Source organism: Pseudomonas sp. PGPPP1 (assembly GCF_002255865.1).
Classification (GTDB): domain Bacteria; phylum Pseudomonadota; class Gammaproteobacteria; order Pseudomonadales; family Pseudomonadaceae; genus Aquipseudomonas; species Aquipseudomonas cremoris.
On record NZ_NKIG01000004.1, the window covers coordinates 13053 to 34867 of the forward strand.

22 protein-coding genes are annotated in these 21815 nt (G+C 61.2%); 10 read left to right on the forward strand and 12 right to left on the reverse strand.

What is annotated here, in order from left to right; genetic code table 11:
• Positions 1-72 precede the first annotated feature (72 nt).
• From CFE47_RS07635 to CFE47_RS07645, 3 genes are read right to left on the reverse strand one after another with little or no spacing between them, the layout of a single operon-like run.
• Complete coding sequence (locus CFE47_RS07635) at positions 73-1020, reverse strand: lysylphosphatidylglycerol synthase domain-containing protein (protein WP_286836158.1); 948 nt, start codon at positions 1018-1020, stop codon at positions 73-75.
• A complete protein-coding gene (gene clsB, locus CFE47_RS07640; protein ID WP_286836159.1) occupies positions 1010-2272 on the reverse strand; it encodes a cardiolipin synthase ClsB in 1263 nt (420 codons plus the stop codon). Before clsB ends, CFE47_RS07635 begins: the two co-directional genes overlap by 11 nt.
• Positions 2269-3048: an endonuclease/exonuclease/phosphatase family protein gene (locus CFE47_RS07645; RefSeq protein WP_185708658.1), complete on the reverse strand. Its 780-nt coding sequence runs from the start codon at positions 3046-3048 to the stop codon at positions 2269-2271. The genes clsB and CFE47_RS07645 overlap by 4 nt, the downstream gene beginning before the upstream one ends.
• A 292-nt stretch (positions 3049-3340) precedes the next feature.
• Between CFE47_RS07645 and CFE47_RS07650 the strand changes: the two genes are divergently transcribed.
• From CFE47_RS07650 to CFE47_RS07670, 5 genes are all read left to right on the forward strand, one after another.
• The gene (locus CFE47_RS07650) at positions 3341-4783 is read left to right on the forward strand and encodes an OmpA family protein (protein WP_286836160.1); all 1443 of its coding nucleotides are present in this window, start codon (positions 3341-3343) and stop codon (positions 4781-4783) included.
• Between the two features lie 18 nt (positions 4784-4801).
• Positions 4802-6385: a hypothetical protein gene (locus CFE47_RS07655; RefSeq protein ID WP_286836161.1), complete on the forward strand. Its 1584-nt coding sequence runs from the start codon at positions 4802-4804 to the stop codon at positions 6383-6385.
• Positions 6386-7216 carry a hypothetical protein gene (locus CFE47_RS07660; protein ID WP_286836162.1) on the forward strand — a complete coding sequence of 277 codons (831 nt, stop codon included), beginning with the start codon at positions 6386-6388 and terminating at the stop codon, positions 7214-7216. It abuts the gene before it with no gap.
• Between the two features lie 59 nt (positions 7217-7275).
• Positions 7276-9357, forward strand: a complete 2082-nt coding sequence (locus tag CFE47_RS07665; protein ID WP_286836163.1) for a mechanosensitive ion channel family protein — start codon at positions 7276-7278, stop codon at positions 9355-9357.
• A gap of 87 nt (positions 9358-9444) precedes the next feature.
• Positions 9445-10329, forward strand: coding sequence for a sugar nucleotide-binding protein (locus CFE47_RS07670; RefSeq protein WP_286836164.1), 885 nt, complete (start codon positions 9445-9447; stop codon positions 10327-10329).
• A 166-nt stretch (positions 10330-10495) separates the two neighbouring features.
• Here the strand turns inward: CFE47_RS07670 and CFE47_RS07675 are convergent, their stop codons facing one another.
• From CFE47_RS07675 to CFE47_RS07695, 5 genes are all read right to left on the reverse strand, one after another.
• Positions 10496-11194, reverse strand: coding sequence for an OmpW/AlkL family protein (locus CFE47_RS07675; RefSeq protein ID WP_135308424.1), 699 nt, complete (start codon positions 11192-11194; stop codon positions 10496-10498).
• 94 nt (positions 11195-11288) lie between these two features.
• On the reverse strand, positions 11289-11801 hold the full coding sequence (locus tag CFE47_RS07680) for a DUF3299 domain-containing protein (protein ID WP_185708651.1): 513 nt from the start codon (positions 11799-11801) through the stop codon (positions 11289-11291).
• A gap of 11 nt (positions 11802-11812) precedes the next feature.
• Positions 11813-13078, reverse strand: a complete 1266-nt coding sequence (locus CFE47_RS07685; protein ID WP_110621737.1) for an ABC transporter permease — start codon at positions 13076-13078, stop codon at positions 11813-11815.
• Position 13079: 1 nt separating this feature from the next.
• Positions 13080-13790 (reverse strand): ABC transporter ATP-binding protein, encoded by a 711-nt coding sequence (locus tag CFE47_RS07690; protein WP_286836165.1) that lies wholly within the window; start codon positions 13788-13790, stop codon positions 13080-13082.
• A 6-nt stretch (positions 13791-13796) separates the two neighbouring features.
• Positions 13797-14402 (reverse strand): DUF2796 domain-containing protein, encoded by a 606-nt coding sequence (locus tag CFE47_RS07695; protein WP_286836166.1) that lies wholly within the window; start codon positions 14400-14402, stop codon positions 13797-13799.
• A gap of 131 nt (positions 14403-14533) precedes the next feature.
• Here CFE47_RS07695 and CFE47_RS07700 point away from each other — a divergent pair, with 131 nt between their 5' ends.
• Entirely contained in the window at positions 14534-14875 is a 342-nt protein-coding gene (locus tag CFE47_RS07700) for a hypothetical protein (protein WP_286836167.1), read from the forward strand.
• Here the strand turns inward: CFE47_RS07700 and trxA are convergent.
• From trxA to CFE47_RS07720, 4 genes are all read right to left on the reverse strand, one after another.
• Entirely contained in the window at positions 14872-15744 is an 873-nt protein-coding gene (gene trxA, locus CFE47_RS07705) for a thioredoxin (protein ID WP_286836168.1), read from the reverse strand. The two genes, CFE47_RS07700 and trxA, sit on opposite strands and share 4 nt — an antisense overlap.
• Before the next feature lie 73 nt (positions 15745-15817).
• On the reverse strand, positions 15818-17026 hold the full coding sequence (locus tag CFE47_RS07710) for an Abi family protein (protein WP_286836169.1): 1209 nt from the start codon (positions 17024-17026) through the stop codon (positions 15818-15820).
• Positions 17027-17081: 55 nt separating this feature from the next.
• Positions 17082-17735 (reverse strand): class I SAM-dependent methyltransferase, encoded by a 654-nt coding sequence (locus CFE47_RS07715; protein WP_185708646.1) that lies wholly within the window; start codon positions 17733-17735, stop codon positions 17082-17084.
• Positions 17732-18187: a YbaY family lipoprotein gene (locus tag CFE47_RS07720; protein ID WP_286836170.1), complete on the reverse strand. Its 456-nt coding sequence runs from the start codon at positions 18185-18187 to the stop codon at positions 17732-17734. The genes CFE47_RS07715 and CFE47_RS07720 overlap by 4 nt, the downstream gene beginning before the upstream one ends.
• 138 nt (positions 18188-18325) lie before the next feature.
• Between CFE47_RS07720 and nrdR the strand changes: the two genes are divergently transcribed.
• Genes nrdR through ribBA form a run of 4 tightly spaced genes read left to right on the forward strand, consistent with a single transcriptional unit; the run spans position 18326 to position 21741 of the window.
• Positions 18326-18790 carry a transcriptional regulator NrdR gene (gene nrdR / locus CFE47_RS07725; protein WP_185708644.1) on the forward strand — a complete coding sequence of 155 codons (465 nt, stop codon included), beginning with the start codon at positions 18326-18328 and terminating at the stop codon, positions 18788-18790.
• Complete coding sequence (ribD, locus tag CFE47_RS07730) at positions 18787-19923, forward strand: bifunctional diaminohydroxyphosphoribosylaminopyrimidine deaminase/5-amino-6-(5-phosphoribosylamino)uracil reductase RibD (RefSeq protein WP_185708643.1); 1137 nt, start codon at positions 18787-18789, stop codon at positions 19921-19923. The genes nrdR and ribD overlap by 4 nt, the downstream gene beginning before the upstream one ends.
• 48 nt (positions 19924-19971) lie before the next feature.
• Positions 19972-20634 carry a riboflavin synthase gene (locus tag CFE47_RS07735; RefSeq protein WP_185708642.1) on the forward strand — a complete coding sequence of 221 codons (663 nt, stop codon included), beginning with the start codon at positions 19972-19974 and terminating at the stop codon, positions 20632-20634.
• A 15-nt stretch (positions 20635-20649) separates the two neighbouring features.
• Entirely contained in the window at positions 20650-21741 is a 1092-nt protein-coding gene (gene ribBA, locus CFE47_RS07740; protein ID WP_286836171.1) for a bifunctional 3,4-dihydroxy-2-butanone-4-phosphate synthase/GTP cyclohydrolase II, read from the forward strand.
• The last annotated feature ends 74 nt before the right edge of the window (positions 21742-21815 follow it).

Below are 21815 nucleotides of genomic sequence, written 5' to 3' on the forward strand. Positions count from 1 at the left end.
TCCCACATTTGGAATGCATTCCAAGGTGGGAGCTGGCTTGCCTGCGATAGCGATTTACCCATCACCCTCATTTCAAGCCGGTGCCTTCTTAACCCGCAACGCCTTTGCCTTCGCCTCCACTGCGAGGTACATCACCAGCGCAATCAACAGCGGCACAATAAAGTAGATCGCTCGATAGGCAATCAACCCCGCCAGCAAGCTGCCGCGCGATGCCTCATGCTGCAACAGTCCAATAAACACGGCTTCAAGCACCCCAAGCCCAGCTGGGATATGAGTGACCACCCCGGCAATCGCGCTGATCAACAGCACCCCCAGTACCAGCGGATAGTCCAGCTTGGCCGGCAGCAGGGTGAAGATCACCGCGGCCATCAGCGACCAGTTCAACGCGCCCAGCGCCAACTGCAAACACGCCATGCGCAGCGACGGCAAGTTGATCTCGATGCCGCGAATCGACCAGGCGCGTTTTTTCGAAAATTGGCAGGCGGCCAGGTAACCCAGGCTAACGAGCACCAGCAACGCGCCGATGCCCTGCAAGGCGCTGCTGCTGACTTTCCAGCCCGGCGGCATCGTCACCAGGCCGCTGCTGAAAATCACCCCCGCCAATGCCATGTAGCCGAACCAATTGGTGGCCAGGCTCAGGCCGAGGATCTTGGCGATATTGCCGGTGCTTACCCCCAGCCGTGAGTACAACCGATAGCGCATGGCGATGCCGCCCACCCACGCACTCAGGTTGAGGTTGAACGCATAACTGATGATCCCCACCGGCAGGATCTGCTTCCATCCCAGGTCCTGGCGGATGTAGGTACGGCCGATCAAATCGAAGCTGGCGTAGACAAGAAAACTGCACAACGTCACTGCGCCCGCGATCAGTAACGTGCGCACTTTGAAATCGCCTAGCGTCTGCACCACCTCGCTCCAGTCGATACGCCGGGCGAGCAGGGTGAACAATACGATCAACGCCAGGAAGAACACGATGGTCAGCGGTTTCTTCCAACGCTGGAAGCGGGTTTCAGAGGTCATGGGCCTGGCTCTCGAAAGGCTTCAAGCGCGGTTTATGGGCGGGCAGCCAACCGGTCAGCGCAGGGAAATGGCGCATCACATGAAACACCAGGAAACCCACGGTCAGTCGCCACAGCCACAAGCGCGGCTTGCGGTTTTCCGGCATGGTCTGGCAGTGGGTGTTGGCGAGGATGTCCAGGCGTTCGTAGAGCTGCTGGTTGAACGCCCGGTCACGAATCAACACGTTGGCTTCCAGGTTCAACGACAGGCTCAAAGGGTCCAGGTTACTCGACCCCACGGTGCTCCACTCGTCGTCCACCAGGGCGACCTTGCCGTGCAGCGGGCGCTGGCAATATTCGTGGATCACCACCCCGTCCTTGAGCAGATAGTCATACAGCATGCGCGCCGCAAGCTTGGCCAGCAGCACGTCCGGTTGACCTTGCATGATCAGTTGCACGTGTACGCCACGGCGCGCGGCGTTGCGAATTTCCCGCAGCAGCCGGTAGCCGGGGAAGAAGTAGGCGTTGGCGATCACCACGCGTTTTTGCGCTTTGCTCAGCGCGTGGATATACGCCTCTTCGATGTCATCGCGGTGCTGCACGTTGTCGCGGTAAATAAGTCGTACGAGGCCATCGGCGTTGTCGGTCGACCACAATGGCGGCCGCTGCTGGCGCCGTCGCCAACCACGCCGCGTGCGCACTTGGCGACCGCTTTGTGCCAAGGCGAAATGGTGCAGGTCGGCCACCGCCGGGCCCGTCACCTGTACCGCATAATCCTGTTTGGCTTCGGGGCCGAAATCCCCGAGGTGATCGGCAGAAAAATTGATCCCGCCGATAAACGCCACCGTCGCATCCACCACCACTATCTTGCGGTGCAGGCGGCGAAACCAGTTGGTACGAACCCCCAAGGTCTTGGACGCCGGATCAAACATCTGCACCGTGACTCCAGCCTGCGCCAGCTCGCCGAGAAACGAGGGGCTCAGTTCTCCGCACCCAAAACCATCCAGGCTGACGACCACGTTCACGCCACGTTGCGCGGCCTCGATCAAAATGCGCTGCAGCGCGTGCCCCACCTTGTCTTCGAAGAGGATAAAGGTCTCCAGCAGAATCTCGCGCTGTGCGACGCGCAGCGCATCGAACACACGCGGGAAATACGCTTCGCCGTTCTCCAACAACTCGATCTGGTTGCCGCTCTGCCAGCCGTAATCCAGGTCACGGGCCTTGGCGTCATCCGGTGGCTGGTCGGTGGCGATGTGCTCTACGGCGATGTTCATAGCTCGACCTCCACCGACAGCGGCACATGATCCGAGAGGTGGGACCAGGGCCGAGTAGTCAGCACGCGGGGGTTGTGCACCTTCAGGTTGCGCACATAAATGCGGTCCAGCGGCAGCAGCGGCAGCCGCGCGGGGAAGGTTCGCGCGGGTTTGCCAGCGGTTTCGACGAACACTTCCCTCAGACCGCTTTGGCTCAGGTCGGCACGTTGGCGCCAGTCGTTGAAATCGCCGGCGACCACCAAGGGCGCATCGGCCGGAATCTCGCGGATACGCTGTTCAAGCAAACGCAATTGCTGTTGGCGGTGCACCTCGCGCAAACCCAGGTGAATGCAGATGGCATGCACTTCCTGCCCGCTGCCCGGCAGGCGCAGTACGCAATGCAGCAGGCCACGGCTTTCGTGACCGCTTTGGGAGATGTCGAGATTGTCGTAGCGCACGATCTGGAATTTCGACAGCAACGCGTTGCCGTGGTCGCCGTGGGGATAGACCGCGTTGCGCCCATAGGCGAACTGCGGCCAGATGCTGTCGGCGAGAAATTCGTACTGCGGCATGTTTGGCCAGTCGCTGTAGCGCTGCGGATGGCGCTCATGGGTGCCGTGGATTTCCTGCAAAAACACCATGTCGGCGCCCACACTGCGCACCGCTTCACGCAGCTCGGGCAGGATGAAACGCCGATTCAGGGCGGTGAAACCCTTGTGGATATTGACCGTCAGCACCGTGAAGCGAGTGATGGCGACGCTGGGGGCGATGGGCACCCAGTCGGGAATCGCAGCCATGGTGACTCCTTTCAAGAGGGTGGGGGGCTGACCCCCCGTTTATGGCTGACTGTGATTTTTGGCTGAAAGTTTCCGATGTCCTACAGACGGTTCTCGGGTGCGGGAGCGCGGCCTAAAGGCAATAAAGAGTTACAAGTGGTATTGAAATGACATCACTGACGTGATCCAATTCCGCGCGATCTGTTCTCAATCAAATGATTTTGCAGGGCCTGTTCATGGATGATGCCGCTGACGCTTTTCTCGCGTCGGCAGTGGGGTCGGCGGCTCTTTTATAAAGGCCGGAACCCACCACGTGAATACTTCCCTTACCCGAAAAGTCAGCCTGCTTGCCGGCGCAATCGCCCTGAGCGGCTGCGCGACGCTTAACGATGCTGGCAAAAACTACGGAACCGCCATCGGCTGTGCCGGTGGCGCCATTCTGGGCGCTGGCTTGACGTATGCCATCACCGGCGATGCCAAAAAGGCCGTCGTCGGTGGCGGTGTGGGCGCCGCCGCCGGGTGTGTGGCCGGCAACTTGTGGCAGAACCGCTTGCAGGAACTGGAGCGTGTGGCCAAGGAAGAGAACCTGAATATTCAGGTGCAAACCTTGCAAAGCCAGGAGGTGGCCACGGGGAATGCACGTGCACCGGCACCGACTGACGCGGGCATCGTTGCGCAAGTTCAAGACGAAGGCATGTTCGCCACCGGCAGCGCGCAATTGAGCGCCGATGGTCAGCGCCAAGTGCGTAAGCTGGCTGCCGCCTTTGCACCCAAGCCGGGGCAGAACTCCCAGGCCGCGATCCTGGTGGTGGGGCACACCGATGCCACCGGCAGCGCGGCCACCAACCAGCGTCTGTCCGAGCAACGTGCCCGCGCCGTGGCATCGATCCTGGCCGAGCAGGGCGTTGCCCCGCAGCGCATGTTCTTCCAAGGCGCGGGGGCTTCGCGCCCGATCGCCGATAACAGCGACACCCAGCAACGGGGCAAGAACCGTCGGGTGGAAATCGTTGAAGTGACTGACCGTAATATGCTGGTCAAGCGCGTCAATGCCGAACATAACAATACCAAGTACCTGGCACACGGCACCTCGACCGAGCCTGCGCGCACCGTGACCAGCACTGCCAAGAGCAAGCCTGCCACTGCGGCCAAGCCTGCCGTCGAGAGCAAGCCTGCCGACCCAGGCACCGCCCTGGTGGATTTCGGCGGCCAGCCGGCCAGCGATACCCGCTGGACGATGGGCCAAGCCATCGCGCCGAAAAAGGCCGGGTTTGCCCTGGTCTCCAGTGCACAAGCCAGCGACTTGCCGTCCAGCAGTTGTGAAGCGGACCGCCCGCGTGAAAGCGGCAAGGTGTTCAACCTCGCCAGCGGCCAGGCGCTCGATACCCAAACCACCACCGAATACTTGCCGGGCTACAACAACCGCGTGTGGGCCAACCTGGTCAATGGCCATTTGGTCACGTTGTCGCCGGTCTCGATCCTGCGCGACGGCGCCAGCGTCGACCGCCAACCCTTCATCGAAGTGGTCAAGGGCTACGACCAGGGCAACCGCAAGTCGATCAAAAGCAAAGCCGTGGCCAACACCTATGAAGGTGAGGACTTGGTGCTGTATCGGGTATTCACCCAAGACCCCAAGGCGCCGGTGTCGTGCATCGACGTCGTGTTCAGCAAGAAAAATTCCGAAGCCACGGACGGTGCGTTGTTCTACTCCCGTACTCGTGAAGCCTTCACCACCCGTTTCGTGCCGATTCGCGCGTAAGACTCAAGGAAATACACCATGGAAGAGTTCAGCTTCAATGCGCTGACGGCCCTGCTCTGGGCCAACAAGTTGATCACCGGGCTGGTGATTTCCACGCTGCTGGCGGCCATCCTGATCCAGGCGTACTGGGACAAAGTGGGCTACTTCGTGATGCGCGTGTGGCACGGTGTGCCGCTGATCGGCAAGGTGGCGCGTTTGTCCAAGCAAAGCCTGATGCTTGATTCCCACGGCTGGCCGAAATCGGAAAGCGAGCTGTGCGACGCGTACTACTCGCGCTATGAAAAGATCGGCGCGAAAGACGTCGATTTCTTCAACAAAAGTGAATCCTACCTGCGCACCATCGGTGAGCGCGGCCGTCGCGAACGGCCGTTCTGGGTGTTTGCGCTGATCTTCATGCTGATCATGTTCGAGGCCGTGGGTTTTGCCTACGTGCTGGTGCCGTTCATCAACCAGAACCTGTCGGCCAATGACCAAAGCTGGATGGGTTGGTTGTTCGCCTTCCTGTTGGCTGTTGCCTCGGCGATCCTGGCCGAAGTGACCGGCCGCGCCGTGCATAAAAACGCCCTGATCAGCAAGGCACGCCACTGGTGGGAAAACGATCCGGAAGCAGATCGCCCATCCCAGCTCAAGGAACTGCCGGGTATCGGTATCAAAGACACCGACAGCGATAAAGACGGCAAGGATTACAGCCGCATTCTGGCGCGCATCAACACCAACCACACGGTGACGCCGAGCCGTGGCTGGATGATCACCACCGGTATCTGGATTGCGATCATTGCGATCGCCGCGTTCGGCATCCGCACCATGCAGCTCAAGAGCATCGAGACCGAAATGGTCGGCAGCCCGCATGCGTTTGCCCAGCAGAACTACGAGTCTGCCAGCCCGTTTGAATTGCCAGCCGACTCGGCGGCGATCAACGATCAAGCCGACAAACAAACCCTGACAGACAAGATGGACGCGATTCGTAAAGCGTCGCTGATTACCTTCATCGTCCTGTCGGTGATCTACATCGCGATTCAGATCACCAGCATCTGGCTGGCGTCGATCTTCGGTTTTGCCGGTGTGGAATCCAAGACAGCCTGGGAGCACACCCACAAGTTCTCCAGCGGCGAGGCCCTGGAAAACTGGATGCAGAGCCAGCGCGTGGAAATTGCTTCGCATGCCGATCACAAACTGAGCAAGTTGCAGCTCAAACTGGCCGGTCGCTCGACCACCAATGCCCAGCAGCAGGCGGCGTTGACCAGTGCGCACAATCGCAACTTCGAAACGTACCTGGAGCGCAAGCAGGCGATGCCGGGTACGCCGAAAGCGGCGGCCAAACCCGTCACGGCACCGGTTGCTCCGATTGCATCGGCGGCCCCAGCTGTTGCGGCCGCACCGGTTGTGGCTGAAGTGGCCGCACCTGTAGCCGCACCGGTTGAAGCGCCCGCACCTGCCGCTGCGCCTGCGAACCTCGACGCCCTGCGCAGCAAGGACCTCACGGCCTTCAGCGAAGAGCAGCTGGCGACCATCAGCCGCGCCAAGGGCCACGCACTGGAAGACGTGCTGGCGCTGCGGGCTGAACAGCAGTTGCTCAAAGACTTCGACGCGACAGGTGCCTGAATGAATATCCCGCGGCTTTTCTGCGCTTTGCTGTTGATGCCGTTGTTGGCGGTGGCCGGTGAGCGCAACGACGTCCCGGACTGCTACGCGTACGCCAAGGTCGGTGAGTATCGTCCGGCGCACAGTGGCAGAGAGCTGACGGTGATTATCGACCAGACGATCCCGATGCCCGAGGTGATCCAGAAAGCCACCTGGGCCCAGGTGCAGCGCTTCGTACAGCCGGGCGACAAGGTGCGGCTGTACAGTTTCTCGGCATTTGTACCCGGGCAGTTCATGCAACTGCGCTTCGCCGGTGAGCTCAATCAGGGCATCGATGACAAGGTGCGCAATAACGTCGGCATGCAGTCACTGCGTACTTTCGATACGTGCCTGACCGAGCAGCGCAGTTTCTTCAACAAGACCTTGGGCAAGGTGTTCGTGACCACGCTGCGCGAAGCCTCCGAGGACATCGCCCGTAGCGAGATCTTCCATTCGCTGCGTGAGATCGGCAACGACCTGGGCCAGCAACCGGCGCAGGAACGGGTGGTGTTGTTGGTGTCCGACATGCTCGAAAACAGTGATTTCGGCAGTTTCTACGCCAACAACCGGATTCGTGATCTGCAGCCGGCCGCTGAGCTCAAACGAGTCGCAGACAAGGGCTTGTTCGCCGATCTGCAAGGCGCGCGGGTGTATGTAGTGGGTGCTGCGCTGGTGACCAAGGACATCAAGCAGGCCTATCGCTCGGGCAAGACTATCCAGGCGTTGGAAGACTTCTGGAAGGGCTGGTTCGCCGGTTCCAACGCGCAGTTGGTGGCGTTTGGTGCGCCGAGCCTGAATGTCGACCTGAAGTGAACGATCGCAGTTAAAACCCGTCAGTTCCTTACAGACCCTTCTGTAAGGAGCCCGGTGTTTTGCGCAATCTCAAGACTGCATTACTGCTGGCTGCGCTGCTGTTATTCGGCAGCGGCGCACTGCAAGCCGCGACTGCAGCGGCACCTGAACCCGCCGCGAAACCTGAGTTGTTGGTAGAGGGTGGCCTGCTCGGTGCCATCAGCTCCAGCATCGACGATGTGCAGGACAAACTCGACCTCAACCAGAACCTCATCGATGCCTGGCGCTTGCGCGCCGATCGGGCGGCGGATGAGGTGGGGCGGCTGGTCGACCAGACTTCCGAGCGCTCGCCATGGAGCGTGGCTGGCGACTTCCTGCTGTTGTCCGGTGTGTGGATCGGCGCCTTTGCCGTGTTGACCCTGCTTGGGCGCTTTCTTGTGCAACGCTTGAGCCGGCGCGGGTTTGTCGCGCAGCGTCAGCGCTTGCGGGCGGTGCTTGGCTATGTGGTGCCCTACACGATTCCTGCGTTGATTTGCCTTCCGCTTACGCTGTCAGCCAGTCACTTTCTTGCGACGTCGGTGGGGCGTGCGCTGGCGCTGTGTTTTGCCTACGCCACCAGCAGCGGTATCTTTTCCACGTCGATGCTGTTGTGCGTCATCGTCATGTTCAACGTCGGCCACAAGCGTCCGGCGGTACAGATTATTCGCAACTACTGCCCCAAGCCGCTGTTCCTGATTGGCTTCCTCGCCGCCCTGAGCGATGCGCTGACCAGTCCGCAAATCGCCCGTCAACTGGGCGGCAATATCACCAGCAGTATCGCGGTGTTTACCGGGCTGTTCGCGGCGGTGATCTTTGGGGTGTTGGTGGTGCGCTTGCGCCGTCCGGTGGCCCATCTGATTCGTAATAGACCGTTGGCCCAACGCCTAAAACACCCAGCGTTGCAACAGTCGCTGCGGGTGTTTTCCGGGCTGTGGTACTGGCCGATCCTGCTGATGGTGCTGGTCTCGGCCATCAACCTGATCGGCGCCGGCGACGATAACCAGAAAGCCCTGCGTTGCGCGCTGTTTACTACCATATTGCTGATCGGCACGGTGTTCCTCAGCACTGTGCTGCAGCACCTGTTCAAGTCCCGCAGCCAAGTGGCGATCCAGCGCAGCAGTGCCTACAAGGAGCGTTTCCTGAGCCTGTTGCACGCGATTCTGCGCATTGTCATGGCCATTGCGTTCATTGAGATTCTCGGGCGGATCTGGGGTGTGTCGCTGTTCGAGTTTGCCCAGCGCAATTCGGTGGGCCGGGCGATCAGCGACTCCCTCAGCAGCATCGGCCTGATCCTGCTGATGACCTGGTTGTTCTGGGTGGTGCTCGACACGGCGATCCAGGAAGCGCTGAAACCGCCGGTGAACAAGCGCTCCAACCGCCAACCGAGCACTCGGGTAAAAACCATCCTGCCGCTGGTGCGTAACGCGGTGAAGATCATCCTCGTGGTGATCTGCGCGATCACCACCATGGCCAACCTGGGCATCAACGTCGCGCCGCTGCTGGCGGGTGCCGGTGTGGTCGGCTTGGCCATCGGCTTCGGCTCGCAGCAATTGGTGCAGGACGTGATCACCGGCCTGTTCATCATCATCGAAGACACCTTGTCCATCGGCGACTGGGTGGTGCTCGACTCCGGCCACGCCGGCACCGTCGAAGGCCTGACCATTCGCACCTTGCGCCTGCGTGACGGCAAGGGCTTTGTGCACTCGGTGCCGTTTGGGCAGATCAAGGCGGTCACCAACCAGTCGCGGCAATTTGCCTATGCGTTCTTCTCGGTGCAGTTCACCTATGACACCGATGTGGACAAGGCCGTGGAGCTTATTCGCGAGGCGGGGCAGTCGATCCGTGACGACGTGTTCCTCAAATACAACCTGCAGGGGCCGCTGGAGGTGTTTGGCGTCGACAAAATGGACCTCAACGGCGTGGTGCTCACGGCGCAGTTCCGCACCGTGTCGGGCGGGCAATACGCGGTAAGCCGTGCGTTTAACCAACGGTTGAAAAAGCTTGTGGATAACTGTGACGAGGTGCAGTTCGCGCAGACTTATCCACAGCAGGTCCTGGTGCCTGCGCGAGCGCCCCTTGAGCATGAACCTGCGGAGGCGGGCGCGAAGATAGTTAATCCGTGACGGTTGCGCTACAAACCCGCAAAATGCAACGATTCTGGCAAATACTTAAATAGCCATCGTTCCAAACTGACCGGGCCTGCTCAATCTATGCGAATGCGCCTTATGTTACTGGGCGGCGGGAATGCCCTCGGGCAGGCGCTGATTCGCCTCGGTGCAGAGGAAGACATCGGTTTCCTCGCACCCAAACCGCCCCAAGACGGCTGGGATGCCGCGAGTCTCACCCAATTGCTCGACGACACCCGTCCCGATGCGTTGATCAATCTCGCCTACTATTTCGACTGGTTCCAGGCCGAAACTGTCAGCGCGACCCGGCTGGCCGCCCAGGAGTTCGCCATCGAACGCCTGGCCGAGCTCTGCCAGCACCACACCATCACCTTGCTGCAACCGTCCAGCTACCGCGTGTTCGATGGCTCCCGTGCCACCGCCTACAGCGAGAAGGACGAGCCGGTGCCCTTGGGCCTGCGCGGCCAGGCGCTGTGGCGGATCGAGCAAAGCGTACGCGCCACCTGCCCGCAACACGTACTGCTGCGGTTTGGCTGGTTGCTGGATGACAGTGTCGACGGCACCCTGGGCCGCTTCCTGGCGCGGGCCGAGAGGCCGGATGAGTTGCTGATGGCGGATGACCGTCGCGGTAACCCGACGCCGGTCGACGATGCGGCACGGGTGATCATCTCGGTACTCAAGCAGCTTGATTGCGCGGCGCCGTTGTGGGGCACCTACCATTACGCCGGCCAAGAGGCGACTACACCGTTGGCGCTGGGCCAGGCGATCCTCACCGAAGCACGCAGCTACCACCCGCTGGCCATCGAATCCCCTACCGCCCAGGCCCATGCGGCACGGCCGGATGCCAGCGATGAGCCGCAGCACGCGGTGTTAGCGTGTAAGAAGATTCTGCACACCTTTGGCATCAAGCCACGGGCGTGGCGGGCGGGGTTGCCGGCGTTGCTGGATCGTTTCTACCGGCATACCTAAAGAAATAGAGATTCAAATGTGGGAGCGGGCTTGTGTGGGAGCTGGCTTGCCTGCGATAGCATCACCTCGGTATCACTGATACACCGAGGTGCTGCCATCGCGGGCAAGCCCGGCTCCCACACAAGCCCGCTCCCACACTGGTTTTATGCTGCTGGTTAGACCGGCATCAGAACTTGTAGCCAATACCCACCATGTAAACCATCGGATCCACGTCCACATTGACCTTGGCGCGAGTGCCTTGGCCCAGCGCGTTGTTGTCCACGGTGGCCTTGGTGCTGATGTCGATGTAGCGCGCCTGGGCGTTGATCATCCACTTGTCGTTGATCATGTAGTCCGCGCCGATCTGTGCGGCCCAGCCCCAGGAGTTCTCAGCCTTGAAGTTGCTGAAACCTTCGCCCTGGGCGCGGCTGCCGACGTGTTCGTCGTAGATCCAGGTGTAGTTGATACCGGCACCCACGTACGGTTGGAAAGCGGATTTGTTGTCCAGCGGGTAGTACACGACGCTCAGGGTTGGCGGCAGGTGTTTCAGGGTGCCGAGCTTGCCGTTGGCGGCGCCGAGGGCGGTGCCCTTGATCTTCACGTCATGCTCGAACGGCGTGGCCGCCAGCAGTTCGATACCCACGTGATTGGTGAGCATGTAGGCGAAGTTCAGGCCCAGTTGAGTGTCGCTGCTCATGGTCGCCTTACCGCCCAGGTTGGTGCCCGCCAATGGGCCCTGGTCAACCTTGACGTGGCCGCTGTCGGCCTTCGGGTTAACGGTGATCGCGCCCGCGCGAACCAGAATATCGCCCGCTTCGTGAGCGTGTGCGACAGGGGCGACGAGGGCTAGCGCGAAGAGGGACGCGCCGAGCAGAGACTTGTTCATGGGAGCTCCAAAGGACGTTTAAAAGTTGTACGTCCAATGGTAAAGATCGTTCCATTCGGTCTTTTGACTCAGCTCAATGAAAGGGCGATCAGCGCTATTCTGGCAGTTCGTAGATGTAAATCTTGTCGGCATCCATCTGGTAACCGGCATCGGCCAGTTCGCTGCTGGACGGTTTGACCTGCAGCGCGCCTTCGATCCAATACGGCTGGTACAGCTCATCGAGTTTCACCCCGACTTCGCTTTTGACATGCACGATCTGGTTCGACGGTGGCGGTGGCACATGGATGCAGGCGCCGAAATACGGCACCAGTAAAAACTCTGTGGTGCGCCCGTTTTCACCCACTTCCAGCGGCACGATATACCCCGGCAGGCGGATGTGCTGGCCATCAAGGCCTTGCACCACCGGTGCGTGTGGCATCTCCTGCTTGGCTGGTGGCGCCGACTCCAATGCGCCGGCGATACCGGACAGGTCATGCAACGGTTGCATGTTCGGCACTTCCGGCATGGCATCCGGTGGGATCAGTTCCGACCAAGTCAGCTCCTTGGGCTCGGCGGCCCAGGCGGGCAGGGCGACCAGCAGAAACAGTGCAACGAGTGCGCGACGCATCAAAGCCTTCCTCATAAACGTATGGACAGGCCGTCGGCCAGGGATTGTCGATAGGCGCGCCACGCGGGCACGCTGCCCATCAACAACGCTGCGGCCAGGATACCGGCGAGCAGCGTCCATTCATATTCGCTGGGCCATGACATCGGCAAGTCCAGACCGTAGTTGGCCTGCAAATACCCGCGCGAAGCGGCGATGCACACGTAGAGCAACCCTACGCCCGCCACCACGCCGGACAACGCCAGAGCGAAGGCCTCGAAGATCAGCAATGTCGCGATGTGCCACGGGCGCGCGCCTACCGAGCGCAGGATCGCCATCTCGCGGCGGCGTTCGTTGAGGCTGGTAAGGATCGCCGTGAGCATGCCGATCAGGCCGGTCAGCACCACGAACAGCGAGATCACAAACAGCGCTTTTTCGGCGGTGCCCATCATGCTCCACAGCTCTTGCAGCGCCACGCCCGGCAGGATCGCCAGCATCGGCTCGCCACGGAATTCGTTGATTTCCCGTTGCAGGGCGAAGGTGGAAATCTTGTTGTTCAGGCCGAGCATGAACGCGGTAATGGCCTGCGGCGTGAGGTCCATATTGCGCGCCTGATCGGCACTGATACGGCCTTTGCCCTGGGCGGGCACCCCGTTGTGCCAGTCGATATGGATCGCTTCCATGCCACCCAGGCTGATATGCAGCGTGCGGTCCACCGGCGTGCCGGTACGCTTGAGAATGCCGACCACGGTGAACGGTTTGTCATCGTGTTTGACCAGGCTGACCACCGCCACGCCGTGGGCCAACACCAGCTTGTCGCCGAGCTTGTAGTGCAGCGCGTCGGCGACTTCGGCACCGAGCACCACTTCAAACGGGTCGGTGGCGAAGGCACGACCGCTGGCCAGTTCGAGGTTCTGCTTGCGGCCGTACTGGTAGTGCTCGAAATACGATTCGTTGGTGCCCATCACCCGGTAGCCGCGGTGCGAGTCGCCAAGGGAAATCGGGATTGCCCATTTCACCTGCGGGCTGGCGGCAAAATGCTCGTAGCTGTCCCAGCGGATATTGTTAGTGGCATTGCCGATGCGAAACACCGAATACAACAGCAGGTTCACCGAGCCGGAGCGGGCGCCGACGATCAGGTCGGTGCCGCTGATGGTGCTGGCGAAACTGTTGCGCGCCTCAACGCGCACGCGCTCCACGGCCAGCAGCAGGCACACGGAAAGGGCGATGGCGAACGCGGTGAGGATCGCGGTAAAGCGGCGGTTAGCCAGGCTGGCCATGGCTAGACGAAACAGATACATCTCAAACCTCTGCGGGCGTGGCGGCGCGATTGAGTTCGGCCAGCGACAGGTTGCGGTCGAACAACGGCGCCAGGCTTTGGTCATGGCTGACGAACAACAGGCTGGCGCCGGCCTCACGGCATTCGGCGAACAACAGCTGAATAAAGGCTTCGCGAGCGTCGTAGTCCAGGGCTGATGTGGGTTCGTCGGCGATCACTAATTCCGGCTGGCCGATCAGCGCGCGGGCAGCGGCCACGCGTTGTTGCTGGCCGATGGAGAGCGAATCGGCACGGCGCTCCAGCAAGTCGTTATCTTTCAAACCCAGGTGCGCGAGCAAGGTTGCGGCGGCCTGGTCGACACTGCCGTGGCGTTGCTTGGCGCGTTGCGCACGCAATTTGGAAAAGTGGCACGGCAACTCGACGTTCTCGCGCACCGACAGGAACGGCAGCAGGTTGAACTGCTGGAAGATATAGCCGGTGTGGTCGACACGGAACCGGTCGCGGGCACCGGCCGAGAGTTCGGTCAGTTCCTGGCCGAGCAGGCGGATGCTGCCTTGGCTGGGCTTCTGCACACCGCCCAGCAGCCCCAGCAGCGTGGTTTTGCCACTGCCGCTCGGGCCTTTGAGAAACAGGGTTTCCCCCGCGTCCAGGCGGAACGCGGGGATGTCCAGCAACTGTGGGTGACCAGGCCAGTTGAAGCCCAGGTCAGACAGTTCAATCAGTGCTTGGGTCATGGGAACTCAGAATTTCAGGGTGGCTGCTGTGGCCGTCGCTTCAACACCTTGCTGGCCGCTCGGGCCGATCAGTTGTACCTGAATTTTCTGGGTGGCGGGGAAGGTCTTGAACACCTGGGTCAGGTCGAGGTTGCTCAGCGCTGTCGGCGTGGCGCAGGTGAACTGGTAGTGGGCGTGGATTTCGCTGTGGTCGTGATGGTGCTCGTGGGCGCCGTCTTTGGCGTCGTGATCGTGATCGTGATCATCGTCGTCATCATGGTCGGCCTCGGGTTTGTCGCCGAACAGCGGGCTGTTGAGTTCCTGGGTGCTGACCACGCAACCGGCGCCTTTGGGCAGGTTGAACAGGGCCAGGGGGTTCTCCAGCTGTTTACGTGCGGCGGCAACCTTGGCTTTATCGGCCGGGGTGGTGGCCAGGTGTTCGAAGCCCACCAGGTTCATCGCCGGGCTGTCCAGCTCCAGCTCCAGGGCCTGGCCGTCGAGTACGGCATTGAGGCGCCCGACACCATGTTCGTGGGCGCCGAGGCTGCCGTGCTCATGTTCATGCTCATCGGCGGCGTGGGCAATGGCGAGTGGCAGCAGGGCAAACGGCAAAGCAAGCAACAGACGGCGCATGAGAAGGCTCCAGAACATGAAAGTTTTGTTATGTGATCTTATAACAATAGTTCGCAGAGTTTGACCGCCCGCTTGGCGTTGCGCAAGCCGCATGGGAGCATGCCTGTCAGAAATGTGCAGGAGGAAGGACGATGTTGAGAATTCGTGGAACCGTCGGCGACCTGCCGGTGGACTTGACCGTGGAGCTAGACGACGGCGATTGGGCGCGCCTGGGGGCGCAGTTGCAGGCTGCGCCAGTGTCCAGCGCACCGGCGGCGGTGCCGGCCAAGCAGGATGAGGACCTGTGGCAGAACGCCCAGGACCTACTGCGCAAAGCCGGGCAACTCAGCGGGCTGGAATTACTCGATCAGTTGGAAGGTTTGGCCGGCGATGCCTCGGCGGGCAAGCGCCTGTTGGTGCGCCTGCGCCATAGCGCCAAGGTGAAAGTGGCCAGCGGCGGGGATACGCCGCTGTACAGCTGGATCGGCGATTAGTACAACGCAGCGAACAACTTGCGGCGGTACACCGTGACCAGCGGGTGGTCATTGCCCAGCAACTCGAACACCTGCAGCAACGTCTTGTGGGGCAGGCCTTCGCTGTAGCTGCGGTTGCGGATAAACAACTTGAGCAAACCTTCCAGCGCCGCGTCGTACTGCTGGCGCGCCAGTTGCTGGATGCTCAGTTGATAGGCCGCCTCATCGTCTTGCGGGTTTTGCGCCAGACGGCTTTTCAAGTCGGCAGCGTCCGGCAGATCGACAGCTTGACGCAGAAAGGTGATCTGCGCCTTGGCGCCGGCGAGGGCGGCTTTGTGCTCGTCGCTCTTCACGGCGTCCAGCACGGCCTGGGCTTCACCCAGCTCACCACGTTCGGCCAGGCAGCGTGCATACAGGATCAGCGCCGCAGCGTTGGTATTGTCCTCGCCCAGCAAGGCCACCAGCACCGCCTCGGCATCGCTGATGCGACCGTCAGCAAACAGTGCTTGCGCCTGCTCCAACGGGTCCGCCGCCGCCGGTGGTGGCATCTGTACATGCGGCTCCAACATCGCCCGCACCGCCGACTCCGGCTGCGCCCCGGCAAACCCATCCACCGGCTGGCCATCCTTGAACAGCACCACCGTCGGCAGGCTGCGAATACCAAAGCGCGCGACGATATCCTGTTCGGCCTCGCAATCGACCTTGGCCAACAGCAGCTCGCCCTGATAGCTCTCGGCAACCTGCGCCAGCAACGGCATCAACGCCTTGCACGGCGCACACCACTCGGCCCAGAAATCCACCAGCACAGGCTTGTGAAACGAATTCTCGATCACCGCCTGGTCGAACGTGGCAGTGGTGACATCGAAGATATACGGCGTGGGCTCACTCATGGGGCGTCTCGAATAAAGCGGGAATGGGGGGAACTATAAGGGCTGGCGAGTGCTATCGGAAGCGGCTTGGCGTTTACGCGCGAGGCCTGTGCCAAAAAGGATCTTGATACCAGTCCAGAGGAAAGCCCATCGTCTTCAGGCTGACTTCGGGAAACTCATGGAGCAGTTGATATAGGCGTTGACCCCAGCAAGTGTGTGGACTTACTTGATGCATCAAGTGATTGAGAATGCACAGCACTGCAAAAATTCGAGTATGTGGCCCAGGCGCGAAGAGATGTACCGGCCATGGGAAGTTAGCTTTTTTAGGTAGTTCGGGGCGAATGCCCAGCTCTCGGTTCCACATCCGAGAGTGGTGAGCGCACATGTTTCGGATAGTGGTCAGGGTGTGCAGCCACGACTGCATTAAGGGCGCGGCAAGCCCGAGGCGCTTGGCAATTGCTTTTTTATCTGAGTCTCTGGCCAGCCCTTTATACAGATAGGACAAGTCGCCTAGCGTCAATTCCTCCAGCATGGCCCAACCAGGCATCAGAGGAGGGTGGGAATACTCCGTTGGGTAATGGCGGGCATAGTTTTCTTTCGCTCTGTGGCGTTTAAGATAATTTTTTCTTTCGTCATCGGTGTGCAGCCTGTCGATGCGCTCGCATTCGCGCTGGTAGTCACGCGTTGCGTTGGACTGTTTGGCCAGCAATGTTGTCAGCAGTCGCTGATGATTGAACGTCGGATGGAACATCTGTGGGTTTATGTACCAATGGCAGCCTTGGGAAGGCCCCATGTGGTTGCTGATACCCGCGCGTGATGCAATTTCGACTCTTTCGATTGCATCCATGGTCAGTAGACGAAGACGGCGATCAAAGTCGTAGAGGTGGGTTAATTGACGAAACTGGCTACCTTCCCGAAACCGATGATCGATATCTTCCGGAAGTTGGAAGGGGCGCATGTAGGGGCTCAAGCGGAAGAAGCTAACTGATTGTAAAAAGGACGCGGCCCGCGCTTCATTTTGAATGCGCAGCCCGCGACGCTTGAGCAGTTCCAATTGAGCGGGAACGTCAATGGCGGGCTTGGTGAATGTCCTCATGCCGCAAAAGTACCGGGCATAAAAAACCCGCACAATTTGTGCTTGGTTACTGACGCAACCAGAGGCATGGCGGGTGTATTGCCGCAGAGGGTAGGCAGCTGTCCGTCTTTTTGCAAGGCCTTTAGGTGGCCAGCTATCGGCGAAACTATTTGGAAATGCATGCTGGTCAATTGTCCAAGCCGCGTGCGAAAGGAGGGCATTTTCCACCGCCTTTCGTTGCCTGTCCTAGCTATGGTATTGCCAGAAATTTGTAACGTACCGCTCAGCGCCGCGAATGGTACAGGCTCACCTTGCGAAACTCCCAAGGCTCCGCCAGGTCTGGCAAGGTCAGCGCATCGAGGATCTCCAACCGTTGGTAATCCGCATGCTGAAAGTCCCGCACGCGCGAGTCCGCTACCAAGGCTTCACGGCCACGGGTGAGGAATTGATCCAGCAACGGCAGGTTGGCGCGGTCGTAGAGTACGTCCGCCACCAGGATCAGGTCGAAGCGGTCGGCTTCGGCGAAAAAGTCCGCTGAATAACCCAGCTCTACGCCGTTAAGCTCGGCATTCGCCCGGCACGATGCCAATGCCAGTGGGTCAAGATCGCAGGCCACCACTTCCAGCGCGCCAGCTTTCACGGCGGCGATGCCGGCCACGCCCGAACCCGCGCCAAAGTCCAGCACGCGCTTGCCGGCGACCCACTCGGGGTTGGCCGCCAGGTAGCGCGCCAGCGCGAGGCCGCTGGCCCAGCAAAAGCTCCAATACGGTGGTTCGTGCAGGATGCGCCGGGTTTCTTCGGGGCTGAAGGCGCGGTCCATGTTGTCCGCATCCAGCAGCCACAACGACAACGCGGTGCCCGGCAGCGGGCAGGGCACCAGGTGGGCGTCGCCGATCAGTTCACTCAGCGCTGCCTGCAGGTCCAGCGGTGGCGTCATGGTGCGGGGACGAGTTGCAGGGGGCCGGTCGACTGGGTGATCGCCTGGGTGATGCGCACGGCGGGCAGGTGGAGGATCAACTGGCCGGACTGGCTGGCGCGGCCGCGCAACTCGACCCGCGCACCGGCCGGGAAGGCCTCGGGGTTGAAGCGCAGGCGGAAGGCCAGGGGTTGGCCGTTGCCGGTCAGCACGCTGCTGGCGAGCAGTTGTTGCGGGCGCGAACGGTCGTCGATCACCAGCAGCGCCAGCTCGACTTCGGCGGCGGCGGGTACACCGTTGAGGATACCGCTGATTTCGCGTTGATACGCTGGCAACGGGCCGAGGTCTTCGATCCCAGGGACTTTTTTCTCCTGGGCGGGCGTCGGTTGCGGGGTGGCGGGTTTGGGGGCTTCGCTGCTGCAGGCGACCAGGACACTGAACAGGGCGAGCAAAACAAGTGGTCGTAACTGCATGTACGGCTCCAGAAAGGGCAAAATCCGTGACTTGAAATAAAGAAACATATAAGCCTGCCTATATACCGTAAAGGCTATGGCTTGTCTTGCGACGGGGATGCGCTACCATGGCCCTCCCTTTTTTTGTTGCCTGCCACCATGCACTGTCCCTTCTGCGGTGCCAACGACACCAAGGTCATTGACTCGCGTCTGGTCGCCGAGGGCGATCAAGTGCGTCGCCGGCGCGAATGCCTGGCCTGCGGTGAACGTTTCACCACCTTCGAAACCGCCGAACTGGTGTTGCCACGTCTGATCAAATCCGACGGCAGCCGCCAACCCTTCGACGAAGAAAAACTGCGCGCCGGTATGCAGCGTGCCCTGGAAAAACGCCCGGTGAGTGTCGAGCGGCTGGAAGCGGCGCTGGTGCATATCAAGCACAAGCTGCGGGCGACCGGTGAGCGCGAGGTCAAGAGCCTGGTGGTTGGAGAGTTGGTGATGGGCGAGTTGCAAAAGCTCGACGAAGTCGCCTATATCCGTTTCGCCTCGGTGTATCGACGTTTCCAGGACCTCAATGAGTTCCGCGAAGAAATCGACCGCCTGGCCCGAGAGCCTGCCAAACAATGAACCCACCGTCCGCCGAACAAGCTGTCCTCGACGCCCATTACATGGCGCGTGCCCTCGAACTGGCCCGCAAAGGCCTGTACACCACCCACCCCAACCCACGGGTTGGTTGCGTGATCGTGCGTGATGGGCAGATTGTTGGCGAAGGCTGGCATGAGCGCACCGGCGAACCCCACGCCGAGCCGAATGCCCTGCGCGCCGCTGGCGACAAGGCCCGTGGCGCCACGGTGTACGTGACCCTCGAACCGTGCAGCCACCACGGGCGTACGCCGCCATGCGCCGACGCATTGGTGAGTGCCGGTGTGGCGCGGGTTGTGGCAGGCATGCAGGACCCGAACCCGGAAGTAGCGGGGCGCGGCATGCAACGTTTGGCCCAGGCCGGGATCGAGATTCGCAGCGGAGTGCTGGAGAGTGAGGCGCGTGCGCTGAACCCCGGCTTCCTCAAGCGCATGGAGCACGGCCTGCCGTTTGTGCGGGTCAAGTTGGCGATGAGCCTGGACGGTCGCACCGCGATGGCCAGCGGCGAAAGCCAATGGATCACCGGCCCCGCCGCTCGTGCCGCCGTGCAGCGCCTGCGTGCCGAGGCCAGCGTGGTACTGACCGGCGCCGACACGGTGCTGGCTGATGGCGCGCGCCTTACCGTGCGCGCCGCTGAACTGGGCCTGGATGCCGAAACCACGGCCCTGGCGATGTCGCGTCCGCCATTGCGGGTGCTGATCGACGGCCGCCTGCGGGTGCCGCTCAACGCGCCGTTCTTCAAGGCGGGTCCTGCATTGGTGATCACCTGCGTCACCCCGGAAAACCAGTTTCCCCGTGGCCCCGAATGCCTGGTGGTGCCGGGCGTTGAAGGTCAAGTGGACCTGCGCTCGGCCTTGGTTGCCCTGGCGGCCCGTGGCGTCAACGAGGTGCTGGTGGAAGCCGGCCCAAGTCTCGCCGGTGCCTTTGCCCAGCAAGGCCTGGTGGACGAGTACGTGATTTTCATTGCCGGCAAGTTCCTCGGCTCCGCCGCGCGGCCTTTGCTCGATTGGCCGCTTGAGAAACTGGCGGACGCCCCCCAACTCAAGATCACCGAAATGCGCGCTGTGGGCGACGACTGGCGAGTCACTGCCGTCCCGGTATCACCAGCGAGCGTATAATTCTGACCGGGCGCTCAAGAGCCCCGTACCGTTTTCCAGGAGAAGGCCATGTTCACCGGCATCATCGAATCCATCGGCAGCATTCGTGCAATGACCCCAAAAGGCGGCGACGTTCGCCTGTCGGTTGAAACCGGCAAGCTCGACCTAGGCGACGTCAAGTTGGGCGACAGCATCGCTATCAACGGCGTTTGCCTGACTGTCATCGAGTTGCCGGGCAACGGCTTTGCCGCCGACGTCAGCCGGGAAACCCTGGACTGCACCGCGATGAACGATCTTGCGGCCGGCAGCCCGGTGAACCTGGAAAAAGCCCTGACCCCAACCACCCGCCTGGGCGGTCACTTGGTCAGCGGCCACGTCGATGGCGTTGGCGAAGTCGTTTCCCGCAGCGAAAACGCTCGTGCCGTGGAATTTCGCATTCGCGCCCCCAAAGAGCTGGCCAAGTACATCGCCCACAAAGGCTCGATCACCGTTGATGGCACCAGCCTCACCGTGAACGCCGTAAATGGCGCCGAATTTGAACTGACCATCATTCCCCACACCCTCAGCGAAACCATCATGGCCTCGTACCAGCCAGGTCGCCGGGTGAACCTGGAAGTCGACTTGCTTGCCCGTTACCTGGAGCGCCTGCTGTTGGGCGATAAGGCCGCAGAGCCAACATCTGGGAACATCACTGAAAGTTTTCTGGCCGCTAACGGCTACCTGAAATCCTGACCAAGGGGGTGCCGCGTGGCGCTCAATAGCATCGAAGAACTGGTTGAAGACATCCGCCAAGGCAAGATGGTCATCCTGATGGATGACGAAGACCGCGAGAACGAAGGCGACATCATCATGGCCGCCGAGGCCTGCCAGCCTGAGCACATCAACTTCATGGCCAAGCACGCCCGTGGGCTGATCTGCATGCCCATGAGCCGCGAGCGTTGCGAGCTGCTCAAGCTGCCGTTGATGGCGCCGCGCAATGGCTCGGGTTTCGGCACCAAGTTCACGGTTTCTATCGAAGCAACCACCGGCGTCACCACCGGTATTTCTGCCGCTGACCGCGCGCGTACCGTGCAAGCGGCTGCCGCCAAGGACGCCAAGGCCGAAGACATCGTGAGCCCAGGCCACATCTTCCCGCTGATGGCCCAACCGGGCGGCACCCTTGCCCGTGCTGGCCACACCGAAGCTGCCTGCGACCTGGCGCGCATGGCCGGTTTCGAGCCGAGCGGCGTGATCTGCGAAGTGATGAACGACGATGGCACCATGGCCCGTCGCCCTGAGTTGGAAACCTTTGCGGCCGAACACAACATCAAGATCGGCACCATTGCCGACCTGATTCACTACCGCATGATCCACGAACGTACCGTTCAGCGGATTGCCGAGCAGCCACTGGACAGCGAACTGGGCCAATTCAATTTGGTGACCTACCGTGATTCAGTGGAAGGCGACGTGCACATGGCCCTGACCCTGGGCACCATTTGTGCTGACGAACCGACCCTGGTTCGTGTGCACAACATGGACCCGCTGCGCGACCTGCTGATGGTCAAGCAACCGGGCCGTTGGAGCCTGCGAGCCGCCATGGCTGCGGTTTCCGAGGCGGGCAGCGGTGTGGTGCTGTTGCTCGGCCATCCGCTGGATGGCGACGTGTTGCTGGCGCATATCCGCGAAACCGCCGACCACGCGCCGGCGAAAAAACCGACCACCTACAGCATCGTCGGTGCCGGTTCGCAGATCCTGCGTGACCTTGGTGTGCGCAAAATGCGCCTGATGAGTGCACCGATGAAATTTAATGCGATATCCGGTTTCGATCTGGAAGTTGTAGAATACGTGCCCTCCGAATAAAGGCCGGCGATTTTTGCCCCTTGTTCGCGGTTAAATCATCACTAAGGGACGCACTTTTCGCGTCCCGGCTCTTT